Origin of the sequence: Sphaerisporangium sp. NPDC088356 (assembly GCF_040685555.1) — a bacterium.
Taxonomy (GTDB): domain Bacteria; phylum Actinomycetota; class Actinomycetes; order Streptosporangiales; family Streptosporangiaceae; genus Sphaerisporangium.
The window spans coordinates 1-7,732 of the sequence record NZ_JBFBIK010000200.1 but is presented as its reverse complement, the minus strand read 5'-3'; the positions used below and the strand labels follow the sequence as shown (position 1 = coordinate 7,732).

The 7,732-nt window shown below is 67.9% G+C and carries 12 protein-coding genes; 6 read left to right on the top strand and 6 right to left on the bottom strand.

The features are described from left to right. Positions 1 to 153: 153 nt before the first annotated feature. Positions 154 to 363 carry a hypothetical protein gene (locus AB0O34_RS35575; protein ID WP_363923190.1) on the top strand — a complete coding sequence of 70 codons (210 nt, stop codon included), beginning with the start codon at positions 154 to 156 and terminating at the stop codon, positions 361 to 363. 119 nt (positions 364 to 482) lie between these two features. Here the strand turns inward: AB0O34_RS35575 and AB0O34_RS35570 are convergent, their stop codons facing one another. Next, complete coding sequence (locus AB0O34_RS35570) at positions 483 to 749, bottom strand: hypothetical protein (RefSeq protein ID WP_363923189.1); 267 nt, start codon at positions 747 to 749, stop codon at positions 483 to 485. Positions 750 to 1,108: 359 nt separating this feature from the next. Here AB0O34_RS35570 and AB0O34_RS35565 point away from each other — a divergent pair, with 359 nt between their 5' ends. Further along, the gene (locus AB0O34_RS35565) at positions 1,109 to 1,276 is read left to right on the top strand and encodes a hypothetical protein (protein ID WP_363923187.1); all 168 of its coding nucleotides are present in this window, start codon (positions 1,109 to 1,111) and stop codon (positions 1,274 to 1,276) included. 127 nt (positions 1,277 to 1,403) lie between these two features. Here the strand turns inward: AB0O34_RS35565 and AB0O34_RS35560 are convergent, their stop codons facing one another. Next, a complete protein-coding gene (locus AB0O34_RS35560; protein WP_363923185.1) occupies positions 1,404 to 1,670 on the bottom strand; it encodes a hypothetical protein in 267 nt (88 codons plus the stop codon). Between the two features lie 254 nt (positions 1,671 to 1,924). Between AB0O34_RS35560 and AB0O34_RS35555 the strand changes: the two genes are divergently transcribed. After that, a complete protein-coding gene (locus tag AB0O34_RS35555; protein WP_363923183.1) occupies positions 1,925 to 2,743 on the top strand; it encodes a hypothetical protein in 819 nt (272 codons plus the stop codon). 2 nt (positions 2,744 to 2,745) lie between these two features. Here the strand turns inward: AB0O34_RS35555 and AB0O34_RS35550 are convergent, their stop codons facing one another. Beyond that, positions 2,746 to 3,393 carry a hypothetical protein gene (locus tag AB0O34_RS35550; RefSeq protein ID WP_363923181.1) on the bottom strand — a complete coding sequence of 216 codons (648 nt, stop codon included), beginning with the start codon at positions 3,391 to 3,393 and terminating at the stop codon, positions 2,746 to 2,748. A 207-nt stretch (positions 3,394 to 3,600) separates the two neighbouring features. Between AB0O34_RS35550 and AB0O34_RS35545 the strand changes: the two genes are divergently transcribed. Beyond that, positions 3,601 to 4,401 (top strand): hypothetical protein, encoded by an 801-nt coding sequence (locus AB0O34_RS35545; protein ID WP_363923179.1) that lies wholly within the window; start codon positions 3,601 to 3,603, stop codon positions 4,399 to 4,401. Positions 4,402 to 4,434: 33 nt separating this feature from the next. Here AB0O34_RS35545 and AB0O34_RS35540 read toward each other — a convergent pair whose 3' ends face one another. Continuing rightward, positions 4,435 to 4,926, bottom strand: a complete 492-nt coding sequence (locus AB0O34_RS35540; protein WP_363923177.1) for a hypothetical protein — start codon at positions 4,924 to 4,926, stop codon at positions 4,435 to 4,437. 167 nt (positions 4,927 to 5,093) lie between these two features. Here AB0O34_RS35540 and AB0O34_RS35535 point away from each other — a divergent pair, with 167 nt between their 5' ends. Then, positions 5,094 to 5,447, top strand: a complete 354-nt coding sequence (locus AB0O34_RS35535) for a hypothetical protein (protein WP_363923175.1) — start codon at positions 5,094 to 5,096, stop codon at positions 5,445 to 5,447. Between the two features lie 144 nt (positions 5,448 to 5,591). After that, positions 5,592 to 6,707 (top strand): helix-turn-helix domain-containing protein, encoded by a 1,116-nt coding sequence (locus AB0O34_RS35530; protein WP_363923173.1) that lies wholly within the window; start codon positions 5,592 to 5,594, stop codon positions 6,705 to 6,707. Between the two features lie 50 nt (positions 6,708 to 6,757). Here AB0O34_RS35530 and AB0O34_RS35525 read toward each other — a convergent pair whose 3' ends face one another. Both AB0O34_RS35525 and AB0O34_RS35520 read right to left on the bottom strand, forming a co-directional pair. Next, positions 6,758 to 7,063, bottom strand: a complete 306-nt coding sequence (locus AB0O34_RS35525; RefSeq protein ID WP_363923171.1) for a hypothetical protein — start codon at positions 7,061 to 7,063, stop codon at positions 6,758 to 6,760. A gap of 3 nt (positions 7,064 to 7,066) precedes the next feature. Next, positions 7,067 to 7,342, bottom strand: coding sequence for an AbrB/MazE/SpoVT family DNA-binding domain-containing protein (locus AB0O34_RS35520; protein ID WP_363923169.1), 276 nt, complete (start codon positions 7,340 to 7,342; stop codon positions 7,067 to 7,069). Positions 7,343 to 7,732: the final 390 nt, after the last annotated feature.

The following is a 7,732-nucleotide window of genomic DNA, read 5'->3' as shown; positions in this document are numbered from 1 at the left end:
CTACCAACGACAAGCCACCAAGGCATGAAGATCACGATCTACAGCTGGAGTACTAGACGCGCGGCGGCGCACGCCAGTGAGGAAGTTCATCCCACGGCAGGGTAAGTGCGCCGCCGCGTCCCCACTCCCGTCACCACGAGAGGAACGCCCCTCATGCCGACCCGGCAGGACTTCATCAACGGCGACGCCGCGGCGCTGGCGCTCACGGCGCTGTTCATCGCCGCGTGCCTGGTGCTGGCGTGGCTCGAGCGCCGGGCCGACCGTGACGGGCGTCCTCGCCCTGAGCGGCGCTCACGCGCGCGTACACGCGCGCGGAGGGCTGTCGCGAAAGTCGCGAAACTCCTCCCCCGCGGGCGCGCGTAAGGGCGTCCCGAAAGTCCCGGAATTCCTCCTGCGGGCGCGGGCGTAAGTGGCTCGTGAAACTCCTAAAACTCATGGACCTGCGCGGCCACCTCACGGCCGAGGTGGTGCCCATTGTCGGCTCAGCAGGACCCAGATGCACGTCTACGCCGTTCGGCCGCGCGGGACTCCTCCCACATGGCGCGGGCTTCGGCCCGGTGCCGCTCGATCAGCGTGGTGAGCTCCTCGACCGACGGGCCGCCGGGGACGTAGGCCTCGCGGGCTGCCTGGTCGGCGGGCAGGGAGTCGCGGCGGGCGCGGGCCCGCACCACCAGTTCGGCTACGGCGTCCATGGCCTGGTCGTACGCGGGGATCTGCTCGGGTCGCAGGCTGTCCCTGTACGCGGACATCAGGAGCCCAGCCGCGTATCACCGTGAGTCGGTCGGCTGGCGAAGGACCGCCGTTCTTCGTCAGCGGCTCGCTCCCGGCCGAGCCAGGCCAGGACCTCGGACTTCCAGGCGACGAGCCGACCAGCCTTCTTGAAGATGAACGGGGCCCGGCCGATGTGGCGGAGGTAGCGGAGAGTTCCCTGCGGGGTGCGGGTCAACGTCTCGATCTCAGGCATGAGGAGCAACTGGTCGCCATCACGGTCAACGGCGGAAACGTTCACTACAGGCATGCGGGCCGAATACCCCACTAAGAGCGAGGGATTCGTAGCCCGGACGGCCCTGTTTCGGCTCCAGGGGCACATGAGTGAGCCGACAAGAAGGTGATCCTCACGGCGATCCAGGCCGCTTTCGGTATGGCGGCGGCGCTGCCGTGGGTCGCGGGTGCGCTCGCGGTCGCTGGTGGTGTGGCCCGGGTGATGGCGCTGCCGGTGGTGCAGGCGCTGCTGCCGTCGTGGCTGCGCACGGACTCCAGCGCCTCGCAGCGGTAGCCTTGGACCGTCCCTGGGGCTCCCTGGTGTTCCTGAGGCCCGCCGCCAACATTGCAGTGACAGGCCGGGGGTCCAACGGCAAGACGGATGGCCCGATCCGTGGAGGGTTCAGGCCATCCGCTTTCACCTACTCCGCGATCTTCAGGCTCTCGCCGGGCTCCATAAAGGCATACTTCCCGCCAGCGTCCTGGTAACCACACCACGCGGCATGCCACTGACGCTCCAAGGTGGGAACGTCACGGCCGACAAGCCGGAGGTACTGGAGGTGAACACCCAGCTCAGTGGATGCCCTGTTGCCTTCCTCGATAGGACGGGTACGCGCGTCCTTCCAGAACTCGGCCACCATCGTGGCCGCGGTCTTGAAGATCGCGTCGAAGGCCTCAGCCTCGGTCACAGTGAAGGTACCCATAAGTGTGCCTTTCGTTAGAGAGATTTCACTCTTCGAGGTTCCCAGGCACATCGCCAGAAATGTTAGTTCCGCAGGTCAGGGCGGTAACGCGCCGCGCGGAGGGCATAGCCCGAGACGGGCTTCCATCAGACAGACCAGTGCCGAACCGCTAGATCTTCAACCCGCTCGGCATCGGTTGCCAACCGATCATTCGTGAAGCGCGTCCTTCTGCCCGTCCCCGGACCGACGCAGGAGGTCACATGTCCCACCAATACGGCGGCCCACCCCAACAGCCATACCCTCCGTACGGCGCCTACCCGCCACCACCGCCGAGGAAGCGCCGCCGCGGCCTGTTCTGGCTCGCCGTCATTGGGCTCCCCTTCCTCCTGCTCGTCGGATGCACCGCGGTGGTCGTCAGCGTGGCCAACACAGCCCAGACCACACCGCGCAGCGCCCTACCGCAGGCCCAGGCATCCGAAGAAGACAGTGCCGCGAGCACCGAGCCGGCGGCCGAAACACCAGCTCCCACCCCGCCTCCCCAGCCCAAGCCCAAGATGTACAAGGGGTTCGGCAGCAAGGTCTTGAAGATCAAGCCGACCGAAAAGCCCGGGATGGCGACCATCACCCACCAGGGCGCATCGAACTTCGCCGTGAAAACCGTCACGGCCGAGGGCGAGGAGCAGGACCTCCTGGTGAACGAGATCGGTAACTACAAGGGCACGGTCATCTACAACGTCGACGCGGGGACGCAGACCTCGGCCTTCAAAATCGAGGCCGACGGCGCGTGGACGGTGCTTCTCCGCCCCATCACGCTGGCTCGGAGTTGGAGCGGAGACCGCCTGACCGGGCGGGGACACGATGTTGTCCGGGTCGATCCGCCGATCACCGGCCTGGTCAGCGTGCGGGTACGACACGCCGGCACCTCAAACTTCGCGGTGTATGCCTACCACGGCGACAACGACGAGAAGGAGTTGCTGATCAACGAGATCGGCCACTACAACGGCGAGGTGTTGATGCCCGATGACACGTTTCTGCTGGTGGTCGAGGCTGACGGCGCCTGGACGATGCAGAAGACTTGACACTAAAAGCCGTGGATCCGTGGCCGGCCAGCGTAGGTGACTTGTACCCGCAGTTCCCAGTGGCCGGGACCGTTGGTGTCCTCGCCGGTCGGCCCGTCACACGGGCACGTCCAAGCGGTGGTGTCATCCACGCAGGCGATCGGCGGCCAGAACCGGAACCGCATCTCCTGCGTCTGTATTGCCCTGGCACCGCGCGGCTTCTGTTCGATGTGGAACTGCTGAGGTTGGTTCCCGCGCAGCAGTAGCGGGAGACTGACGGGTGTCAGGGCTGTCCCGTTCCAGGCCCATGCCTGGACGCGGTAGTCGCGCGGCATGGCTATCGACCCCACCATGTTGGTCGTCCCATTGGCGTTCCTCGCTCCGTCCCATTCAGCGGTGATCTCTCCTGGGTGTGGCGGCGACAGATCGTCGTGCCGTCGCTCGCGCTCGATCCGGGAGATGGTCGCCGCTTCCTCGGCAGATTTGCGGGCGGCCTCAGCGGCATCCTCGCCCGCGTCTGCTGCTTTCCGCGCCGACACTGAGGACCGCCTGGCGTAGAGTCCACCGAAGAAGACGCCAGCCAGTGCAACAATGCCGCCCGCGACGGCGATCCAGTTGTCAGTGGTTAGCCCGAGAAATTCCCAGGCGTCGGTAGGGGGAGCGGTGTTCATGGACGGCCACGGTAGCGAGCGGCGCAGGGATCGCGCAGGCCGTCGCAACTTGTATGGAAGGTCCTTGGGAGCAGGAGCCCCGTACGCCCGCTGAGGGACTCACCCAAAGACGTTGCGGCTCCCCGCCCGCCAGTGGGGAGCCGGCGCAACCATCCGCCGCCGTCCCAAGATCACGGCCTGCCCGAAATGCTACAAGGGGAGGCCGGAATGCCTGCGTGGATCCAGTCAGACCCGAATGCTGACGACGGGCACTGCGCCGATGCGGGCCTCCGCGAGTGCGCCCGCGACCGTCGATGCTCTGACCCGCGTATCGTCACCACCGGCAGGACCACCACCCGCCGGCCAGCCTTGACCCCGCGCGCGTTCTGCGACACCGACGCCCATGTCATCCGCCGCGGACTCGAGGAGCTCCCCGCCCAGTGGCGGGAGATCGCCGCCTCGCTCGGCGTCAAGCGCCAGGCGACCGGGCCGAAGGTGACCGTCTCCAAATCGGCGGCCCTGCCGCTGTCGCTTGGGGCCGATGAGTGGCTCCGCGAGGTGGTGTACGTGCTGACCTCTTGGGAGGAACGCGTCGCCCATGCCGCCCAGCTGGCCACCAGGGACACTAAGGAGACCCGGCGGCGCCCCGGGCGCGTCGTGGTCCCCACGGCCGCCCGCATGCTGGCAGGGCACGTCAATGTGCTCCTGGCCCTGCCTGCCGAGCCGATGATGCGCGCCGTGTCCCTCAAGGCGGCGGCCGCGCTGCCGCCCGGCACCCGCGGCCTGGTCCATGAGGGCGCCGGGTACGCGGACGTCATCCTGGACCTGTCGGGCGCAGACGCCGGCCTCGATGTCCTGCAGCTTCACCATCGGGGCCGGCGGCTGCTGGGTGAGACTCCGCCCGCCGTACGCCGTCTCCATGGTGTGTCGTGCGCATGCGGGTTCGCCGAGCTCCGGGAGCTCCTCGACGAGCACGGCGCGTTCGATGGGGGAGCTCGCTTCCTGTTCAAGGCCTCCGCCCGGCGCTGACATCGCTTGGCGGGGGCCGTATTGCTATGGGGGTCAGGCCGCCACGAGGGCGGCCTCGGTCTGGTTGTTGGTGCTCTCGGCGGCCCAGGCGATGGTGAGGCTGGGCGCGCAGGGCTTCATGGGGATGTCGCCCAGGCCGTGGGCGGCGAAGATCTCGCGGATCGCGTCGAGGTCGGCGGTCTGCCGGCCGGACTCCGCCCGCTCGAGGGTGACCGGGCCGTAGGTGCCATCCGGGGTACGGCTCAGCGTCTTCTCCGCGCGGCGCTTGGTGCGCGCTGCGGCGTTGGTCTGCTGGCGCGCCTGCTCGTACAGGCGGGCGGCCTCCTGGATGTCGGCCGTCGACGGGACCGGCCCCTTGGCGCCGGCCTCGGCCAGCGGGGCGGGGACGGGCGCCGGGGCGTCCTCGGTGAGGTGGACCTCGCGGAGCCCGCGGAGCTGCTCGAGCTTGCGACCGGCGCGAGGGGTGCCGGTGATGACCGCAGCCAGGCGGGCAACGGCGCCGGTGACGAGGCGGGCGATCTTCATATCGGTGCTCCCTCGGCGACTTGCTTTTAGGTACACGTGCACCCTAACATTAGGTACACGTGCACCGCAAGTGACAGAGGAGAGGCCCCACATTGAAGAGCACACGTGCACCTGCGACACTTAGCGCCGTGCCAGGTCAGCCCAGGGAAGGTCGTCAGCACCGGTCGGTGACGTTCTTCGACGTCCCTTGGGAAGTCGGCAAGGAGGCGACCGAGGCCATCGGCACCAGCCGCAACGAAGTCCTCGAAGCACTCTGGGACTGGTACCTGCGTACCCCGGGCGCCGAACTGCCCGAGCGCCCGCCGGCGGATCTTCTCGAAGGGCTGTTTTCCAAGTGGCAGGCCCGCGAGGACGGCATCCGGGAGCTCGCGCTGACGCTGGCCTGCCCTACCTGCAAGGCCACAAGTGGCCCCTGCCTCGCGGGCAAGGCGAAGAAGCCGAAGGACGATCTGATCCATCGGCCCCGTCTGGCTGCAGCGACAGCCCTATACGACGCACAGCAGGCCGGCATCCACCATTGACCGCCATGCTCCCTTCGGTTTCCTGACGAATCCCTAACACCCACAGGCGCCCGCACCACGCCACGGCGCCATCTGAACCTGCCCTGACACGGGGGTCTTCAGCATGCCCAGCAAGCCGCCGCGCGCCCGAGAGGTGCGTGCGCGTTGACGATCACCATCCGCAGCGGTGACCCCGGCGGCTGGACGCGAGTCCCGCACACCCTGGCCCGCGACCCGCGCCTGTCCAACGGCGCCCGGGGCCTGGCCGTGCAGATGCTCAGCCACGCCGACGGGTTCCGCAGCGATGAGGAGTTTCTCGCCCAGCACACCGCCGACGACCGTGACGCCGTACGCCGCCAGCTGGCCGAGCTGCGCCGGTACGGGTACCTCGTACGGCATCGGGTCCAAGGCCCGGACGGGAAGCTCACCACCCGCAGCGTCCTGTACGACGTGCCGCAGCACCCGGAACCGCCTGCCGAGGAGCCGCCGTCTCGCGGCAAACCCGCGACACGGTCTGACCAGGGCAGATTCACCAAGCCCGCACATGCACCGGACGCGGGAAACCCGCGACACGGCACGACCGGCCACAACACCGCGAAACCGCAGGTCGAGCCGACTCGCGGCCAGCCCGCGACACGGGCCGATCAGGCGAAACACGCCAACGCCGCAGGTCAGGCCGACTCGCGGGAAACCCGCGTGCATATAGAAGATCAGAGAGAAGACCAGAAGAAGATCAGTCAGTCAGCGCAGGATCGCCAAGCCGCGCGTCGGCTCCACGCGCTGTTCCGACTGACTGATTCCGAGGCCGCGCAGGTGATCAAGGAAGTGCGTCGCCGCGCGGCACGGCCGATCACCAACCTCGTGCCGTACATGGCGGGCATGGCCGAGGGCGACCTGGCCGACATCGTCGCCGCCGCCATGGACGCCACCGACGCCGTGCGGGCGTCGGCCGCCGCGGCGGCGACGCCTCGCCAGCGCCGTGACCGCACCGTCGCCGAGGCGATCGCCGACGCCACCCCCGGCCGCCAGGAGCACGAGCACGCCCTGGAGCACGTCGACGGCGCCACGCCGGGCAACGTCACCCGCCTCGACATCAGGAGCCCTGAGTGCCCTCACGGCCATCCGGGCGGGGCCAGCCCGTGGCCTGACGAGGATCTGCCGTCCTGTGGCCCCTGCCGCGCTCACACAATCGCCTGCACCCGGCCGCCCGCGACGTGCTCGACGTGTCACGCGATCGCTGCCGCGCGGTCCGGCGCTCGCGGCCGCCGGCAGTCCGCGTGATGACGAAAGCGCCCGCGCCCGGATGGGCGAGAGCGCTTGAAAGGCATGGCTCAGGGGCTGCGGAATACGTCGTGAGTGCCGACCCGGCGCCAGACGATGTGCGGCTCGTTAGCACGCTCAGGGTGACCAAACTCGAATGTGGCCCGTCCGTCCGGCGCCCACGTCATCTCATAGATCCCTGGAGCTCCCTGGATGCCCTTGACGCGCAGGCCGGGACGAAACCGTCCCCCTCGTGGAAGGTCTTCCAAATCAGGCACGAACTGCTCTTTGACCGTGCGCTTGAACCGGTCTTTGTCGCTGGGGTCGAGTAGTGCGTAGTCCTTCTCGAACCGTGCCGTGGTCAGGAACGTGGCCACTGGTCACCCGCCCAGGTGGTCGAACATGTCGTCGACCGTCTTGTGCAGCGTGACGCGGTCGTTGGCAATGTCCTTGCTCGCCTCTCGTTCGCCGGCGTTCCAAGACTCGGTCCAGAACCAGGCCTGATCCGCGGGGATCATCTTGAGCCCACGTAGAACGACGACCCCAGGTTCGATGATGTCGAACTCGACCTCATCGCCGGTGTCGATGTTCAGTGCCTGACGGACCTCAGGCGGCAGCGTGAGCTGCCCTTTCCTCCGTAGCGTTGTGCGACTCACGGGCTGATCCCTCCGGTAGCAGGGGCTGTCGAGGAACTGCTACCTATCTGACTGTCGCACTTTCCAACGTTCCCGTCCATGGTTTGTGTTCCAAGTAACCGCCACGAAACGGGCAGTGTTGCCTTACTTGGCAGTCATCGGCCACAAGCACGCTCACACCGTCGTGCCGCGAGAGGGCCGGCCGCCGGGTCGTCGCACCGCGCTGGACGCGGACGACCCGGCGGCCGGCTGATTCCCGGCGTGATACTTCGAGTGATACCGCCGCGCGTGTATCCGTGTGTATCGGGATGGATCCGCCACTGATCCAACTCCCCGGAACGGCAGTTCCTGGCGGATGCCGATGTCTCCCGATGCGCCCCTATGAGACCGCGTTCCTACGACGTACAGTCA